16 protein-coding genes and 1 pseudogene are annotated in these 14,791 nt (G+C 64.2%); 9 read left to right on the top strand and 8 right to left on the bottom strand.

Annotated elements, in window-relative coordinates; translation table 11 throughout:
• The 3 genes from EN925_RS04500 to EN925_RS04490 all read right to left on the bottom strand — a co-directional run.
• Positions 1 to 826 (bottom strand): acetyl-CoA C-acyltransferase (locus EN925_RS04500; protein WP_128336366.1); only part of this gene is annotated, 826 nt, incomplete at its 3' end.
• A gap of 1 nt (position 827) precedes the next feature.
• A complete protein-coding gene (locus EN925_RS04495) occupies positions 828 to 1,628 on the bottom strand; it encodes a CoA-transferase subunit beta (RefSeq protein ID WP_063173321.1) in 801 nt (266 codons plus the stop codon).
• Positions 1,625 to 2,482, bottom strand: coding sequence for a CoA transferase subunit A (locus tag EN925_RS04490; protein ID WP_063173322.1), 858 nt, complete (start codon positions 2,480 to 2,482; stop codon positions 1,625 to 1,627). Before EN925_RS04490 ends, EN925_RS04495 begins: the two co-directional genes overlap by 4 nt.
• Positions 2,483 to 2,603: 121 nt before the next feature.
• Here EN925_RS04490 and EN925_RS04485 point away from each other — a divergent pair, with 121 nt between their 5' ends.
• Positions 2,604 to 3,374, top strand: coding sequence for an IclR family transcriptional regulator C-terminal domain-containing protein (locus EN925_RS04485; RefSeq protein WP_027163027.1), 771 nt, complete (start codon positions 2,604 to 2,606; stop codon positions 3,372 to 3,374).
• A 227-nt stretch (positions 3,375 to 3,601) separates the two neighbouring features.
• Here the strand turns inward: EN925_RS04485 and hpaD are convergent, their stop codons facing one another.
• The 3 genes from hpaD to EN925_RS04470 are packed head-to-tail and all read right to left on the bottom strand — an operon-like array spanning position 3,602 to position 6,512.
• Positions 3,602 to 4,582: a 3,4-dihydroxyphenylacetate 2,3-dioxygenase gene (gene hpaD / locus EN925_RS04480; RefSeq protein ID WP_063169700.1), complete on the bottom strand. Its 981-nt coding sequence runs from the start codon at positions 4,580 to 4,582 to the stop codon at positions 3,602 to 3,604.
• 14 nt (positions 4,583 to 4,596) lie between these two features.
• A complete protein-coding gene (hpaE, locus tag EN925_RS04475; RefSeq protein ID WP_127368864.1) occupies positions 4,597 to 6,114 on the bottom strand; it encodes a 5-carboxymethyl-2-hydroxymuconate semialdehyde dehydrogenase in 1,518 nt (505 codons plus the stop codon).
• 11 nt (positions 6,115 to 6,125) lie between these two features.
• Positions 6,126 to 6,512, bottom strand: coding sequence for a 5-carboxymethyl-2-hydroxymuconate Delta-isomerase (locus EN925_RS04470; RefSeq protein WP_127368863.1), 387 nt, complete (start codon positions 6,510 to 6,512; stop codon positions 6,126 to 6,128).
• 215 nt (positions 6,513 to 6,727) lie between these two features.
• Between EN925_RS04470 and hpaR the strand changes: the two genes are divergently transcribed.
• Positions 6,728 to 7,123, top strand: a complete 396-nt coding sequence (hpaR, locus tag EN925_RS04465; RefSeq protein WP_224620863.1) for a homoprotocatechuate degradation operon regulator HpaR — start codon at positions 6,728 to 6,730, stop codon at positions 7,121 to 7,123.
• 29 nt (positions 7,124 to 7,152) lie between these two features.
• On the opposite strand, the gene EN925_RS04460 is transcribed toward hpaR, so the two are convergent.
• Together EN925_RS04460 and EN925_RS04455 are read right to left on the bottom strand one after the other, a co-directional pair.
• Positions 7,153 to 7,662 (bottom strand): flavin reductase, encoded by a 510-nt coding sequence (locus EN925_RS04460; RefSeq protein ID WP_013528541.1) that lies wholly within the window; start codon positions 7,660 to 7,662, stop codon positions 7,153 to 7,155.
• A 6-nt stretch (positions 7,663 to 7,668) separates the two neighbouring features.
• The gene (locus EN925_RS04455; RefSeq protein ID WP_127368862.1) at positions 7,669 to 9,213 is read right to left on the bottom strand and encodes a 4-hydroxyphenylacetate 3-hydroxylase N-terminal domain-containing protein; all 1,545 of its coding nucleotides are present in this window, start codon (positions 9,211 to 9,213) and stop codon (positions 7,669 to 7,671) included.
• Between the two features lie 92 nt (positions 9,214 to 9,305).
• On the opposite strand from EN925_RS04455, the gene EN925_RS04450 reads away from it, so the two are divergent.
• From EN925_RS04450 to EN925_RS04420, 7 genes and pseudogenes are all read left to right on the top strand, one after another.
• Entirely contained in the window at positions 9,306 to 10,175 is an 870-nt protein-coding gene (locus EN925_RS04450) for a helix-turn-helix domain-containing protein (RefSeq protein ID WP_063170920.1), read from the top strand.
• Positions 10,176 to 10,381: 206 nt separating this feature from the next.
• Positions 10,382 to 10,870, top strand: a complete 489-nt coding sequence (locus EN925_RS04445; RefSeq protein WP_127368861.1) for a hypothetical protein — start codon at positions 10,382 to 10,384, stop codon at positions 10,868 to 10,870.
• A gap of 177 nt (positions 10,871 to 11,047) precedes the next feature.
• Positions 11,048 to 12,142 carry a transporter substrate-binding protein gene (locus tag EN925_RS04440; RefSeq protein ID WP_127368860.1) on the top strand — a complete coding sequence of 365 codons (1,095 nt, stop codon included), beginning with the start codon at positions 11,048 to 11,050 and terminating at the stop codon, positions 12,140 to 12,142.
• Complete coding sequence (locus EN925_RS04435) at positions 12,139 to 12,756, top strand: ANTAR domain-containing protein (RefSeq protein WP_013528536.1); 618 nt, start codon at positions 12,139 to 12,141, stop codon at positions 12,754 to 12,756. The genes EN925_RS04440 and EN925_RS04435 overlap by 4 nt, the downstream gene beginning before the upstream one ends.
• 19 nt (positions 12,757 to 12,775) lie before the next feature.
• Positions 12,776 to 13,642, top strand: a complete 867-nt coding sequence (locus EN925_RS04430; protein ID WP_128278528.1) for an ABC transporter permease — start codon at positions 12,776 to 12,778, stop codon at positions 13,640 to 13,642.
• Positions 13,639 to 14,559, top strand: coding sequence for an ABC transporter permease (locus EN925_RS04425; protein ID WP_024502122.1), 921 nt, complete (start codon positions 13,639 to 13,641; stop codon positions 14,557 to 14,559). Before EN925_RS04430 ends, EN925_RS04425 begins: the two co-directional genes overlap by 4 nt.
• A 33-nt stretch (positions 14,560 to 14,592) precedes the next feature.
• Positions 14,593 to 14,791 (top strand): annotated as a pseudogene (locus EN925_RS04420) (ABC transporter substrate-binding protein); the annotation flags it as partial.

The following is a 14,791-nucleotide window of genomic DNA, read 5'->3' as shown; positions in this document are numbered from 1 at the left end:
GCCCATACTTTTTCACCGCCGCCTCGGAGGCAACGATCAGCGCCGCCGCGCCGTCATTGACGCCGGAGGCGTTGCCGGCCGTCACCGTGCCGCCCTGCCGGAACGGCGTCGGCAGCTTGGCCAGCGCCTCGACCGTTGAGCCCGCGCGGGGGTGTTCATCCTTGCTGACAATGAGCGCATCGCCCTTGCGCTGCAGGATGGTCACTGGGGTGATCTCCTTCGCCAATCTTCCATTGGCTTGTGCGGCGACGGCCTTGTTCTGGCTGCGCACTGCGAAAGCGTCCTGGTCGGCCCGCGACACCGAAAAATCCTCGGCGACGTTCTCGCCGGTTTCCGGCATGGAATCGACGCCATACTGCTTCTTCATCAGCGGGTTGACGAAGCGCCAGCCGATGGTGGTGTCGTAAATCTCGGCATTGCGCGAGAACGCCGTGTCGGCCTTGGGCATGACGAAGGGTGCCCGGCTCATCGATTCGACGCCGCCCGCGATCATCAGCTCCGCCTCGCCGGCCTTGATGGCTCGGGCGGCAATGGTCAGCGCATCCATGCCGGAGCCGCACAGGCGATTGACGGTCGAGCCCGGGACCTCCTTTGGCAGCCCTGCCAGCAGCAGCGCCATGCGCGCTACGTTGCGATTGTCCTCGCCGGCCTGGTTGGCGCAGCCATAGACGACATCGTCGATCGCCTGCCAGTCGATGCCGGCATTGCGCTCAACCAGTGCCCTCAGCGGGATGGCGCCTAGATCGTCCGATCGTACCGAAGACAGCGAACCGCCGAAGCGGCCGATCGGCGTGCGGATGTAGTCGCAGATATAGGCCTCGGCCATGTCATGCAGCCTTTGCTTTTCCGGTTCCCTCATGCGCCGCCTTGGTGCGGGCCTGCAGGTCGCGCAATGTCTTCAATTCGAGTTCGCTTGGCGCCGGTGTTTCGTCAAGCGCCTCCGCGAACTTTACCACCCAGCCACAGCTCTCCTGCACCTGCTGGCGGGTGACGCCCGGATGCAACGACACGACGGTGAATTCCTTGGTCACCGGATCCGGCTTCCAGATGGCGAGATCGGTGATCAGCAAGGTCGGACCTGATGTGTCGATGCCAAGCCGCTTGCGATGATCGCCACCCTCGCCATGGCCGAAGGAGGTGAAGAAGTCGATCTTCTCGACCATGCCGCGCTTGGTCTGCGCCATTGTGATGTAGATCTGCTTCGACGAGGTCGCGATCTCCGGCGCGCCGCCGCCGCCGGGCAGTCTGGTCTTGGGATGGAAATAGTTGCCGATGACGGTGGTGTTGATGTTGCCGAACTTGTCGAGCTGGGCCGCCCCCAAAAAACCGATCGAGATGCGGCCACCCTGCAGCCAGTAGCGGAACATCTCCGGCACCGCGACGGTGGTGACGGCGGTCTCGCACAATTCGCCATCGCCGATCGACAGCGGCAGCACATCGGGCGCGGTGCCGATCGTGCCGCTCTCGTAGATCAGCGTGATGTCAGGCGCATGCGTCAGCCGCGCCACATTGCAGGCCGCGGACGGTGCGCCGATGCCGACGAAGCAGACATCGTCATTCCTGAGCGCCCTGCTGGCGGCGATCGTCATCATCTCGTTGGGGGTGAAACCCAATGGATTGTCGCTCATGCCGCTTTCCTCAAATGCTCGACCCGGGCCGCGAAATCGCCGGCGCTCTTCTCCAAGACATTGGCCTGCATCCACGCCTGGAATTTGTCACGGTCGGCGGCGATCTCGTCCCATTCGAGATAGGCGGCATTGTCACGCGCATAATAGCCATGTGCGTAGGACGGGTGCGAGCCGCCTGGCACGACGGATATCGCCGCGATCGTCCAGCGCGGCAGCACGGTCAGATTGGGGTGCAGATCGTCGAAATTGTCGACCACTTCCTCCACCGTCACCACCGCTCGCTTGGCCGCCAGCACCGCTTCCTTCTGGATGCCGATGATGCCTTCGACCAGCACATTGCCTTGTCTGTCGGCCTTCTGCGCATGGATGAAGGTGACGTCAGGCCTGATCGAAGGAACAGCCGCCAGCACCTCGCCGGTGAACGGACAGGTGACAGACTTGATGTTCGGATTGACCGCCGCGAGGCCAGCACCGCGATAGCCGCGAAACACCGCGCAGGGCAGACCGGCCGCGCCCGCCTCATAGGCATTGGCCATGCCGGCATGGCTGTGCTCCTCGATCTCGATCGATCTGGGGAAACCGTTCTCGATGGCGTCGCGGGCGCGCCGCAGCAGGCCGACGCCGGGATTGCCGACATAGGAGAAGACGATTTTCTTCGCCATGCCCATACCGATCATCTGGTCGTAGATCAGGTCCGGCGTCATGCGGACCAGGGTCAGGTCGCGAAAACCCTGACGGATCGCCTCATGCGCCGCCGCCGTCGGGATCAGATGGGTGAAACCCTCGAAGGCGACCGTGTCATCATCGTTCAAATTCTCCGCAACAGCCTGTTTGAGCGGCAGGAACTTGACCATCGCATCGGCTCCGGGTTCAAAAAGTTCGTATTGCGAACATATGTTTTATATGCGATACTTTCTACGCTGGGGGAGGGCGAGGAGTCAATCCTGGCGTCGATGCCGTTCCCGCGGAGTTGAGATGGACGAAGAAGCCGCTTCCCGTGATCATGTCGGCTCGCTCGAGCGCGGCCTTGCCGTCATGGAGATCCTGGCTCGGCATCCCTCGGGCATGACGCTGACCGAAATGGCCGAGGAAGCGGGCCTGACCCGCGCCGGCGCCCGCCGCTTTCTGCTGACGCTCACCGCCACCGGCTATGCAACGCAAGCCGGCCGCGTGTTCTCGCTGTCGCCACGCTTGCTGACGATCGCCCGCACCTGGCTCGGCGGCGCCTCGCTCTGGGCCTTCGCCGCACCCATCATGCGCGCGGTCGCCGCACAGCTGAACGAGGCCTGTTCGGCGGCGATCCTGTCGGGTGCCGATGTCGTCTATGTCGCCCGTATTCCCGGCCGCCGCATCCTCAGCGTGTCGCTCGATGTCGGCACCAGGCTGCCGGCCTATTGCACCTCGATGGGACGCATCCTGCTTGCCGGTCTGACGCCTCAGGAATTGGACGCATTCCTCGGCCAGGCGACGATCGAGAGACGGACGCCGAAGACGATCACCGACAGGTGTTTGTTAGCCAACGCCATCGGCAAGGCGAAAGCGGACGGCTTTGCCATCGTCGACGAGGAACTGGAACTCGGCCTGCGCTCGATCGCCGTGCCGATCCGCGACCGCGCAGAACGCACGGTCGCGGCCATCAACGTCTCGACGCAATCGGCGCGGTTCTCCGTCGCGGAGATGGAGCGGGAGATTCTGCCGGCGCTGCTGGAGGCCAGGCAGCGGATTGAAGATTTTTTTGTGGTTTAAGAGGCCTTCTCCAACAACCTTCACCGTCGGCGGGACAGCGCCCCCCTCTGCCCTGCCGGGCATCTCCCCCTCTTGGGGGGAGATCGGACGTCACGCCGGCTTTCGCCAATCTCCAACGACGCAGGAATGGGCGAAGCCACCAATCTGCCAATCTCCCCCCTTGAGGGGGAGATGTCCGGCAGGACTGAGGGGGGCGCGAAGGAACGCTGACATCGATTAGAATCCACTCACGGCGCAATGATCGGCGAAGCCGCCAAATCCGGCTGGCGCGCCTCCGCCCCGGCAAACGCACTGCCCTCCTCGAACCAGCTTTTCGGCGCCGGTGCGCCCCACAGCGTCTGGCGCTGCGGGTCCTTGAGGTCCCACTTGATCGGCTCGAGGTCGGGATCGACCGTCTGGTAGTCCGAGCAGTAGATCTCGATGCGGTGGTTGTCCGGGTCGCGGACATAAAGGAAGAAGGCGTTGGAAATGCCGTGCCGGCCGGGGCCGCGTTCGATGTTCGGCAAATAGCCCGTGGTCGCCATCAGGTCGAGCAGGTCGATGATGTTGAGCGGCGTCGGCACCCAGAAGGCGACATGATGCAGGCGCGGGCCGATGCCGTTGGTGAACGCGATGTCGTGGACGCCGCCCTTGCGGTGCGTCCAAGCTGCCCAAAGCTTCCCGGTTGCGGCATCCTCGGTGTATTCGGTGACGCGAAAACCGAGCTCGTTGTAGAAGGCGACGGACTCGTCGACATTGGGCGAGAAGCAGTTGAAGTGGTCGATGCGCAGCGGCTTGACGCCCTTGTAGAGCGCATATTTCTGATGGATCGGCGGCAGCCTTTCCATCTGGGCATAGAACTCCAGCGGAATCCCGTGCGGGTCGCGCGTCCGAAAAGTGCGCGACTGGTAGGGCCGCTCGACCCATTCCACCGGCAGGCCCTTGCCCTTGAAGAAATACTCGGCCTTGTCGAGGTCCTCGTCCGAAAAGACCTTGAAGCCGAGGTCGCGCGCTTCCGGCGTCGTCGCCTTGCGCAGCACGATGCAGTGATGGCCACGTTCCTCCATGGCGCGCAGGTAGATGGCGCCTGATGTCTCGTCGGTAACCTGCAGGCCGAGCGTGTCGACATAGAAGGCGCGGGATTTGGCGAGGTCGGTGACAGCCAACTCGACATGGCTGAGGCGCACGATGTTGAAGGCGGGGTAGAGATTGGGTTTGGGCAAGGGCATCCGATTTCCTCCGGTCAGCCGCCGAGTTTCTGGATCGCGTGCGCCGTCGTCGCGAAGGCGACGTTCTTCGTCTCCATGTAGAAGTCGAAGGAATGGTCGCCGCCGTCGCGGCCGATGCCGGAATTCTTGACGCCGCCGAAGGGGGTCGGCAAATGCCGCACGTTCTCGGAGTTAACCCAGATCATGCCGGCCTCCAGCGCATCGGTGAAACGGAAGGCGCGGGTGACGTCAGAGGTCCAGAGATAGCCGGTCAGGCCGTATTGCGTGTCGTTGGCCAGCGCCAGCGCTTCCGCCTCGTCGTTGAACGCAATGGCGCTCAGCACCGGCCCGAAAATCTCCTCCTGCGCGATGCGCATGCCGTTGGTCACGTTGGTGAACAGGGTCGGGCCGACATAACAGCCGCCTCCCGGTCCATCGACCTTGCCGCCGCCGACGGCCAGCGTCGCCCCCTCCGACCTGCCGATGTCGATATAGGACAGCACCTTCTTTTCATGCACCGGATGGATCAGCGGCCCGACCACCGTTTTCGGATCGAGCGGGTGGCCGACGACGATGCGCTTCGCCCTCTCCGCGACTTTGGCGGTGAAGCTTTCATAGATCGAGGCTTCGACCAGAAGCCGCGACGACGAGGTGCAGCGCTCGCCATTCAGCGAATAGATCATGAATACGGCGGCGTCGGCGGCGCGCTCGAGATCGGCGTCGGCAAAGACGATCACAGGGTTCTTGCCGCCAAGCTCGAAATGCACGCGCTTCAGCGTGCCGGCGCCTTGCTTCATGATCATCGAACCGGTGCGGCTTTCGCCGACAAAACCGATCGCCCTGATGTCGGGATGCTCGGTCAGCGCCTTGCCGGCGTCTTCACCAAGGCCGTTGACCAGGTTCCATACGCCTTTCGGCAGGCCGGCCTCCTCGGCGATCTCGACCAGCAGGCGGGCGGTCAGCGGCGAGAATTCAGCCGGCTTATGAACCACGGTGCATCCGGCCGCCAGCGCTGGCGCAATCTTCCACGTCGACAGCATGAACGGTGTGTTCCACGGCGTGATGATGCCGACCGGGCCGATCGGAACGCGCGTCGTCATATTGACCTGGCCTGTCGTACGCAGTGTCTCGCCGTCGCGCGCTTCGGGCGCGCGGTCGGCGAAGAAACGGAAATTCTCGGCACCGCGCAGCGCTGCCTTGGCCATGAACTTCAGCGCCTGGCCGGTATCCATGCATTCGACAAAAGCGATCTCCTCGGCGCGCGCTTCGATTGCGTCGGCGATTTTGTGCAGCAGCTTCTTGCGTGCCTCGCCAGGCATGGCCGCCCAGGCTGGGAACGCCGCCTTCGCCGCCTTGGCGGCGCGGTCGATGTCGGCGGCGCCGCCGCGCGCGACGCTTGCCAGCGGCTTGAGGTCGACCGGCGACAGCGTTTCGAACGTCGCGCCATCGAGGGCCGGCACCGCCTCGCCGCCGATCTGGTTCAAAACGCCATCGCGCTTGAAGCGGGCCAGATAGGCCTCGGCCTTTTTCAGATTGCCTTGCAGGTCGGACATGTCGGGTTCCGTCACTTGCCGCGCAGCCGCGGGTGGATTGCGTTTTTCTTCCAGCTGAGCACCGGGTCGATTTCCCGGATTTCGAGCGACAGGGCGAAATGCGGGGTCTCGAACAGGGCGGCAAGGTATTCGCTCACCGCCGCGAAGACAGCCTCGCCGGTCCGCTTCTTCTCGTCCGGGCTGCGGCCGGTGCCGATGCGAAACGACATGTCGAGAAAAGCGTTTTCCGGCAGGCTGTCGGCCATCGCGTAGGCCTCGGCGCGAAAGGCCCGCACCCGCACGGCGCCGGTCTCGAACAGCCCGGTATCCAGCACTGTGCGCAACACCAGCGCGCACAATTCGTCCATATCGACCTTGGCATCGAGATTGGCCGAATACTCGATGGAGAAGTGAGGCACGGCGCTTCGTTTCCCTGGGTTATTGCTTTGTTGTAGTTAACGCGTTAATTACATGCGGCATCCGCGAAGTCAAGTCTTGCATCGGCCTTGGCGCAACGATACGGGATGGCAGGAACGGGCCCCGGCTGGCGGATTCGGCCGAGGGAAGGCCTGTTTCGATCGCAAGCGTGGGAGGCTCTTTTTTGCTGCCTGAAAATACCCGTCGTTCCCTGCCGATGGCGCTGCTTCATGCCCGCGAAGCGGTGATGGCGCGGTTTCGGCCGATGCTTGCGGCGCATGACGTGACCGAACAGCAATGGCGCGTGCTGCGTGTGCTCAGCGAAGCCGGCCCGGTCGAGGCGACGGAACTTGCCGATCGCGCCTCGGTTTTGCCGCCCAGCCTGACGCGCATCATCAAGGCGCTCGAGGGACGCAAATTCATCACCCGCAACAAGGCCGAAGGCGACGGCCGCCGCGTCGTGCTGACCATTGCGCCTGCCGGCTCCGCCCTGATCGACGCCCTGTCGCCCGAGCGTCGCGTCATCTATGACGACATCGAACAGCGTTTTGGGCATGAGAAGCTGGAGCAGCTCCTTGACCTCTTGGAGAGCTTGATCGACGGCGAGAGCTGAGCGGTCGGTCCTGGCCGTTTCGTCCAGGCTCACCCGCCAAAGCTGCCCAACCGTGTCGGCTGCGTATAATTCCGGTCGACATAGAGCAGGGCCGAGCCGCCGCTGCCGTGCCGGACATCGATGACGCGGCCGATCATGACATTGTGCGTGCCGACGACATGCACAGTCTCGATCTCGCAATCGAAGTTGACGATCGCATCCGACAGCGCCGGCGTGCCGGAGGTCAGCGTCTGCCAACGCGCCGAGGCGTAGCGCGCCTCCATGTCCCTGGTCGCGCCGGCGAACTTTCCCGCCAGATGCATGTGGTCATGCGTCAGCACGTTGACGCAGAAGCGCCGGTTGGACAGGAACATGGCGGCCTGCGTCGAGCGCCCGTTCATGCACACGAGCAGCGTCGGCGGCTCGTCGGAGACGCTGCACATGGCGGTGGCGGTGAAGCCGCCGCGTCCTGCCGGCCCGTCTGTGGTGACGATGTTGACCGGCGCGCAGACCCTCGCCATGGCGTCGCGGAAATCGGCTTTCGAAATCTGCGTGGCCATGTGATTTCACTCGGCCGTTGAGACAAGCGGATTGAACCAGGTATCGCCGGTCCAGCCATTCTCGTCATAATCGGCCATGCAGGTGTCGACCAGCTCTTCCATCGCCTTCAGCCGCCCGCCGCGCTCGGCGCCTTTCAGCACCTGCAGCCGTACCTCTTCCGGCGCACCGGCATAGTTGAGCTCATAGAGCGCGTGGCGGCCGCCGAACTCGGTGCCGGTCGCATCCCACAACAGCTTCATGATCTTGATGCGTTCGATGTGGCCCATATCGTTGGAGCCGCGCACATATTGCGCCAGATATTTGTCGATCTCGGGGTTGTTGAAGTCGCGCACCGACGACGGTAGGTAGATCAGCCCCGAGGCGATCACCCGGCGCACGGTGTCGATGACGCGCGGATAGGCTTCCGACATGAAGGTGCGGTAGGCAAGCGCGGCTTCCAGATTGGGCAGCACCGCGCCATTCGCCCACGGGATCGGGTTGTAGGCCATGGCGTTGGAAAAGCTCCAGAACATGTGCCTGAGCGCAATGACCTCGCCCAGTGCCGCCTGGTTGCCGCGGAAAGCATCGCCGCCGGTGGCGCGCAGCGCCTTGGCCAGCAGGCCGGCGAGGAAGTCGAGCTTGACGGCGAAGCGCGTGCAGCCCTGGAAGCAGTAGCCGTGCATGAAGCCGGAGGCCGGATGAAAGGACAGGATTTTTTGCGCATCGCGCAGCACCAGAACGTCCTCCCAGGGGATGAAGACATTGTCGAGCACCAGGATCGCGTCGTTCTCGTCGAAGCGCGACGACAGCGGATAGTCGAAGGGTGCCGCCACCGTGTTGGCCGTCTGCTCGTAGGAGACGCGGCAGAACATCTTTATCCCCGGCGCATTCATCGGCACGATGAACATCACCGACAGCGACGGATCCTCGGTCACCGTCGCCGACCCTTGCGCCAGGAAATTGTAGTGCGTCAGCGCCGAGGACGTCGCCACCACCTTGGCGCCGGACACGTAGATGCCGGCGTCCGTCTCCCTGGTGATGTGGACGAAGACGTCCTTCACCTGTTCGGCCGGCTTGTGGCGGTCGATCGGCGGGTTGACGATGGCGTGGTTCATGAACAACGCGGCTTCCTGCGCGCGTTTGTGCCAGGACAGGGCATTGTCCTTGAACGGCCCGTACCAGTCGGCATTGGCGCCGAGCGTGTTCATCAGCGCCGCCTTGTAGTCGGGCGTGCGGCCCATCCAGCCATAGGACATGCGCGACCACTCCGCGATCGCCGCCTGCTGGGCAACAAGCTCGGCGGAAGACTTGGCAACGCGGAAATATTTGTGGGTGTAGCCGCCCGAGCCGGTGTCGGTCGGCGAGGTCAGCGCGTCCCGCCGCCTTGGATCATGCAGGGCGTCGTAGAGGCGCGCCAGCGACCGCGCCGAATTGCGCATCGCCGGATGCGTGGTGACGTCGGCAATGCGTTCGCCGTTGATATAGACCTCGCGGCCATCGCGCAGGCTCTCCAGATACTCGGCCCCGGTGAATGGGCGTGCCTTATCGGTGCGGAAGTCTTCTGATCGCATGATGGTCCTCCTCTTAAGCCGTAACCCTAGCGCCCTGGGCATCGATCGGTTATGGACGGAACGGCAAAACCGATTGGACTTTTTCCGGCGTCATGAGCCAGAGATCCATCCCCGACTTCTTCGTCTATGGCGAGCCGGTGCGGCCGCTCGATGTCGGTTTTCTGCATGTCGAGACGGTGCTTGCGCGCAGCAATATCCATCTTGGTGAGGTCGCCGCGCACAAGCACCCGCAGATGGGTCAGATCACCTTCTGGACCAGCGGCTCCGGTACCTACCGTATCGAAGACCGATCCTGGGACTTTTCGGCGCCTGCCGTGAGTTTCGTGCCGAGCACTATCGTGCACGGCTTCTCGATCGGCCCCGGCACCGACGCCATCGTCGTCTCGGTCGCCGACGGCGCGCTTGCGGCCATCGCGGCTCACAGCCTGCTGCCGCTGGACCGGCCGGTCTTTGCCGACGGCCTGCCGCAGCACGCAGCGTGGGCCAGATTGGCGGCGGTGCTGGAGATGATCGCCGCCGAATACGCCGAGGCGCAAGCCGGCAATGACAGGGTCCTGCAGGCGCTGATCGCCGTCGCGCTCTCCCACATCGCGCGCCTCAGTCCCGAGACAAAGGGTGCCACGGCGTCTTCGGATGCCTCACTGGCGTTGGGGCTGCGCCGGCTCGCCGATGCGCATTTCCGCGACAACTGGCCTGTTGATCGCTACGTCGAGGCGCTGGCCACGACGCCGCATCTTCTCGACAAGGCCAGCCGCGCGGTGCTGGGCAGCGGCGTCAAACGCGTCGTCAGTGAGCGACGGCTGCTGGAGGCCAAGCGGCTGCTGTTGTTCACCGTACGCTCGGTCGAGGACATCGCCTACGAGATCGGCTTCGACGACCCGGCGTATTTTTCACGATTCTTTCGCGCGCGGGTCGGCGAAGCGCCCGCGTCCTGGCGGCGGAAACAGTTGCAGGGTCATTGATGGGTGACCATGGATGCGGCCCTTGGCGCGCCGTTCCGGCGCGAGCCCGCTTCCGCCAGGGCGTTGGCTTCCCGACCGGCCATGATGCAGCCACAGCCACTTTTTCGTGAAGCTGAACGGGTTGATCCGCTCGCCTGTCTGCCTAGGTAGAAAGGAGCGGCGGGCGCCACGCAAAATCTGACAATCGGGCAAATCTGACAGTCGGCATGACATTTTCCTGCATTCGAAAGCTTGGCCTCGCTGCTCTCTGTGTCGGCATCCAGTCTTCCTGCGTCGTTCCCGACGATACGTCGCGTATCGCCAAGGTTGATCCAACGGCGGCGGCTGCCCGCAAGGAGATGGTCGGCCTCAGCGAAGCCGATGTTCGAATGTGCGCCGGGTTTCCGACCGCCACCGCCGACGCCGGCCAATCGGGCCAGATCTGGACCTACAAGCGCATCGTCCAGCGCGGCAATCTCAGCATTGTGGTTCCGACGTTGGCGGTCGGCGCGATCCCGGCGGTCGGCGGCTCCGTCAATGTCGCTCCCGGCGGCTATTGCGATACGCAAATTCGCATGGTCGATGGCCGTGTCGCCGAAGTTGCCTATGCCGGCGACAACAATTTGCCGAACAGGCGCGACGCGCTTTGTGTCAGCACGGTGGACGCCTGTGTGACCTATGCCCGCCAACACGGCCAGAGGCCGGCGGCCAAATAGCCGGCGGCAGCGAAACGGCGATGGCAGGTCATGCAAATGTCGTTGAGGGCTTGACTGACCCGCCGGACCGAATACGCTAGCGCAAAATACCGGCTCTGATCGCCGGGCGGCAAAAATGCCTCGTATGCCTCGCCCTTCCGGCGCAGGCTGCGGGGCATTGTCATTTTGGGGTCCTGTTTGAAACGGCGCATCGAGATCGGCATCCTGTATTCCCGCTCGGGGAGCTATCAGCTCGTATCCGATGCGTGCCGCATCGGCGCCATGCGCGCCATAGCCGACATCAACGCCGATCGCAGCTCAGCCATCGAACTGGTGCCGGTGGAGCGCGATCCGCAAAGCAATGCGGACCGCTACGCAACGCTTTGCGAAGATATCTTCAAGACCAGCAGCGCACGCCATGTCATCGGCTGCGTCACCTCCTGGAGCCGCAAGGAAACCATTCCGGTCTTGGAGAAAGCCGGCGGCATGCTCTGGTACGCCTGCCCCTATGAGGGCTTCGAAGCCAATGAGCATGTCGTCTACATGCACGCCTGCCCCAACCAGCATCTGGTGCCGCTGATGGCGCATGTCGTGCCGCGTTTCGGCGCCAACGGCTTCCTGCTCGGCTCGAACTACATCTGGGGCTGGGAGATGAATCGCGTCGCGCGCGACCTGATCGCGGATGCCGGCGGCAAGGTGCTGGGCGAACGCTACCTGCGCATCGGCGAGACCGACGTGTCGCGGCTGATCGCGGAGATCCGCGCCACGCGGCCGAACTTCATCCTCAACAATTTGATCGGCACCTCGTCCTACGCCTTCCTCGCGGCCTATCGCGACCTAGGTCACGAGGATGCCGCCTTCAGTCCCGAGACCTGTCCCGTCATCTCCTGCAACCTGACCGAAGGTGAGCTGCCGGCGATCGGTGAATCCGGCAAGGGACATCTGTCGGTCGGGCCGTATTTCGCGCCGCGCCCGGCTGCCTTTGCCTCATCCTTCGAGGCCTCCGCCTATGCCTCGGTGCAGGTGATGGCCGACGTGCTTTCCAGCAATCCCGACGCCGGTCCGGCGGAATTCTCCAAAGCCTTCGCCGAACGCCGCTTCTCCACCCGGCTCGGTCCGATCGCCATCGACGCCCACTCGCAGCATGCGACACTGCCGGTGATCATCGGGCGCATCGCGGACGGCTTCTTCGAGGTCGTCAGCCGCGAAGACGAAGTCGCGCCGGATCCGTATCTGTCGCGCTACGACCCGGCAAAAACATTCGGCCGCCCGCGCCTGAGGGTGGTGTCGTGACCAGAGCCCCACGCATCCCCAATCTCGGCGGCGCCAGGGCGTTTATCCTGCATCGCCCGCATCCGACGGTGCAGGCGATCACCAGGCAATTGTCGGCCATCGGGCTGATCACGCTGGATTGCTGGCCGGAACTGCCGCCCGAGGCGCTGGCCGCCGATTTCGTCTTCTTCGACGCCGATCTCGGCTTTGACGAGCAGTTTCCGTGGAAGCCGGGCGAGGCACCGATGCCGCTGGTGGCGCTGATCGGTTCCGAGGCGCCGGGCCGCATCGAATGGGCGCTGTCGCATAAGGCCGATGCGCAGCTGCTGAAGCCGGTCGGCAATGCCGGCGTCTACAGCGCGCTGCTGATCGCGCGCCAGAGTTTCGAGGCGCGAAAACACCTGGCCAGCGAGATCGCCTCGCTTCGCCAGCGCGTTGCCGAGCGCCAGACCATCGTGCGCGCGGTGACGGCACTGGCGAAAGGCGCCGATGACGGCCGCGCCTATGCGCAGCTGCGCTCGCTGGCGATGAGCTGGCAGATCAGCGTCGAGGATGCCGCGCGGCGGATCGTGGCCATGACAAGCGAAGAAGCAACAGGGGAAGAAGGCGGCGATGACCAGTCCCATCGTGCCTGATCTCACCGCGCCAGGGCGCATGCCGGTCAAGCCGCGCGCCGGCGTCTGGCGCCGGCTGGTCAGGCGCCGTCTGGCTCTGCTCGGGCTGGTCATCGTCGCCATCGTCGTTGCCGGCGCCGTGCTGGCGCCATGGCTGACTGGCTATGATCCCAACGAGCAGATGTTCGACGGCCTGACCATCGAGGGCTCGCCCTTGCCGCCGGATGCAAAATTCTGGCTGGGCACCGACTTGCTCGGCCGCGACCTCCTGACCCGCATCCTCTACGGCGCCCGCACCTCGCTGATCATCGGCATCGTCGCCAATGGCGTGGCGCTGTTCATTGGCACGCTGGTCGGTGTTGTCGCCGGCTATTTCCGTGGCTGGATCGGCAGCGCGCTGATGCGTTTCACCGATTTGATGATGGCGTTTCCGGCACTGCTGCTCGCCATTTGCCTGGCCGCGGTGTTCGAGCCCAGCCTGTGGATCGTCGCCATGGTCATCGCTTTGGTCAACTGGGTGCAGACCGCCCGCGTCATCTACACCGAGACCTCATCGCTGGCGGAGCGTGAGTTCATCGATGCCGAACGCACCATCGGCGCGAGCGCGCCGCGCATCCTGTTTCGCCACATCCTGCCGCATCTCTTACCGACCATCATCGTCTGGGGCACGCTCGGCATCTCGACCACCGTGCTGCTCGAGGCGACGCTCTCTTTCCTCGGCATCGGCGTCCAGCCGCCCACGGCGTCCTGGGGCAACATCATCTTCGAGAACCAGACCTATTTCCAGGCCGCACCCTGGCTGGTGTTCTTCCCCGGTGCCGCGATCCTGGCGCTGGCGCTGGCTTTCAACCTGATCGGCGATGCGCTGCGCGACATTCTCGATCCGACGCAGAGGGGCCGGGCATGATCGCCTATCTCGGCCGCCGCCTCATCCAGTCGCTGCTGATCCTGCTCGGCGTCTCGCTGATCACCTTCGCGCTGCTCTATCTCCTGCCGGCCGATCCGGTGCGCCAGATCGCCGGCCGCAGCGCCACGCCGCAGACGGTCGAGAACATCCGCCAGCAGCTCGGCCTCGACCAGCCGTTCGTCGTCCAGTACTGGCGCTATCTCACGAAGCTCGTCAGCGGCGATCTCGGCCGCTCCTACATCCAGCGCTCCGAAGTCACCGAGCTGATCGTTTCGCGGCTGCCGGCCAGCCTGTTGCTGATGGTCGGCGCCATCCTGTGCGAGCTGTTGCTCGGCCTGAGCATGGGCCTGATCGCCGCCGTCAAGCGCGGCACCGCCACTGACCAGACGCTGATGGTCGCCTCCTTCGTCGGCGTCTCGGCGCCGCAATTCGTCGTCGGTCTGCTGCTGCTCTACGTCTTTGCCGTGCGGCTCAGCTGGTTCCCGATCGGCGGCTACGGCACCTGGCGTCATCTGGTGCTGCCGTCACTGACCATGGGAATCCTCGGCGCCGGCTGGTACGCGCGCATGATGCGCTCGTCGATGATCGACGTGCTGCGCCAGGATTACGTGCGCACCGCCCGCGCCAAAGGCCTGGCGCGGCGAGCTATCCTGTTCCGCCATGCGCTGCCCAACGCCATCCTGCCGGTGATCGCCATGATCGGCATCGACATAGGCATCTTCATGGGCGGCATCGTCGTCGTCGAAAGCGTATTCGGCTGGCCCGGCATCGGCCAGCTCGCCTGGCAGGCCATCCAGCGCGTCGACATCCCGATCATCATGGGTGTGACGCTGGTGTCGGCCTTCGCCATCGTGCTGGGCAATCTGCTGGCCGACATCATCGCGCCCTTCATCGACCCCCGCATCAAGCTCAGATGAAATGAAAACCAGACAGAGAAAGGGAACATAAAAATGAAAAAGTTTCTCGCATCCACGGTAGCGGCATCGGCGCTGGCGCTGATGCTCGGCGTGACGAGCGTTCGCGCCGAGGACGCCGTCGATCCGAACGCCAAGCAGGGCGGCGCCATCACCATCACCTACAAGGACGACGTCGCCACGCTCGATCCGGCGATCGGCTATGACTGGCAGAACTGGTCGATGATCAAGAGCC

This window comes from Mesorhizobium sp. M7A.F.Ca.US.006.04.2.1, from assembly GCF_004022915.1.
Lineage (GTDB): Bacteria > Pseudomonadota > Alphaproteobacteria > Rhizobiales > Rhizobiaceae > Mesorhizobium > Mesorhizobium ciceri.
The sequence above is the reverse complement of the archived record's forward strand: the minus strand, read 5'-3'. Positions and strand labels throughout refer to the sequence as shown.

Excerpts from the sequence above, each read along its gene's own strand:
- EN925_RS04495 (WP_063173321.1), bottom strand. The coding sequence starts at position 1,628 with ATGAGCGACAATCCATTGGGTTTCACCCCCAACGAGATGATGACGATC.
- EN925_RS04490 (WP_063173322.1), bottom strand. The coding sequence starts at position 2,482 with ATGGTCAAGTTCCTGCCGCTCAAACAGGCTGTTGCGGAGAATTTGAAC.
- EN925_RS04485 (WP_027163027.1), top strand. The coding sequence starts at position 2,604 with ATGGACGAAGAAGCCGCTTCCCGTGATCATGTCGGCTCGCTCGAGCGC.
- hpaD (WP_063169700.1), bottom strand. The coding sequence starts at position 4,582 with ATGCCCTTGCCCAAACCCAATCTCTACCCCGCCTTCAACATCGTGCGC.
- hpaE (WP_127368864.1), bottom strand. The coding sequence starts at position 6,114 with ATGTCCGACCTGCAAGGCAATCTGAAAAAGGCCGAGGCCTATCTGGCC.
- hpaR (WP_224620863.1), top strand. The coding sequence starts at position 6,728 with ATGGCGCTGCTTCATGCCCGCGAAGCGGTGATGGCGCGGTTTCGGCCG.
- EN925_RS04460 (WP_013528541.1), bottom strand. The coding sequence starts at position 7,662 with ATGGCCACGCAGATTTCGAAAGCCGATTTCCGCGACGCCATGGCGAGG.
- EN925_RS04455 (WP_127368862.1), bottom strand. The coding sequence starts at position 9,213 with ATGCGATCAGAAGACTTCCGCACCGATAAGGCACGCCCATTCACCGGG.
- EN925_RS04450 (WP_063170920.1), top strand. The coding sequence starts at position 9,306 with ATGAGCCAGAGATCCATCCCCGACTTCTTCGTCTATGGCGAGCCGGTG.
- EN925_RS04445 (WP_127368861.1), top strand. The coding sequence starts at position 10,382 with ATGACATTTTCCTGCATTCGAAAGCTTGGCCTCGCTGCTCTCTGTGTC.
- EN925_RS04430 (WP_128278528.1), top strand. The coding sequence starts at position 12,776 with ATGCCGGTCAAGCCGCGCGCCGGCGTCTGGCGCCGGCTGGTCAGGCGC.
- EN925_RS04425 (WP_024502122.1), top strand. The coding sequence starts at position 13,639 with ATGATCGCCTATCTCGGCCGCCGCCTCATCCAGTCGCTGCTGATCCTG.